We start from the raw sequence: 623 nt of genomic DNA on the forward strand, positions 1-623 counted from the left end.
CGGTCGGCGTCGGTCGTGGCGGGGGCGGTGCGGTCGATCATCGTCGCGGGACAGGTGCATTCGCCATCGAACCACGCCGACAGGTCGGGGTGATAGGCGGCGAGATATTCGCGCATCAAACGGCGCAGCACCGCGCCATTGCCCGCGAGATTGTCGCAGCTGAGCAAGGTGAGCCCGCCGAGCCCCGCCGCCTTGCGCGCCGCGAGCCCGGCGGCGAGGAAGCGATAGAGACTTGGGTTCCCGACCGCCGCGGCAAGGTCGAGCGAGCCGTCGGGGCGGCGCAAATAACCCTTTTCGGTGACGGTGAAGCTGACGATATGCGTGCGCGGCGCCGCGATCGCATCGATCACCGCCTGGCCGTCGCCGGCCGCGACGAGCACTTTCTGGACCGCGCCGATCAGGCGGATCTGCGTGCCCGCGGCGCTGCGCGTGCTGACGGTATAGAGCCCGTCCTGCGGGTTCAATTGCGCCGCGACATCGCCCGAGCGCAGCGACACGCCGATAATGCCCCAGTCGCGGTCGCCCGCGCCCATCGCATCGTCGGTGTAGACGGCCTGATGCGCGCGGTGGAAGGCGCCGATGCCGATATGGACGATGCCCGCCGCCTGGGCGGCGCGGTCGTA

General features: G+C 70.1%; 1 pseudogene. It reads right to left on the minus strand.

Annotation, left to right across the window (positions count from 1 at the left end):
• A pseudogene (locus FG95_RS18500) lies at positions 1-623 on the minus strand (mannitol dehydrogenase family protein); the annotation flags it as partial.

This window comes from Sphingopyxis sp. LC363 (assembly GCF_000756385.1).
Classification (GTDB): Bacteria; Pseudomonadota; Alphaproteobacteria; order Sphingomonadales; family Sphingomonadaceae; genus Sphingopyxis.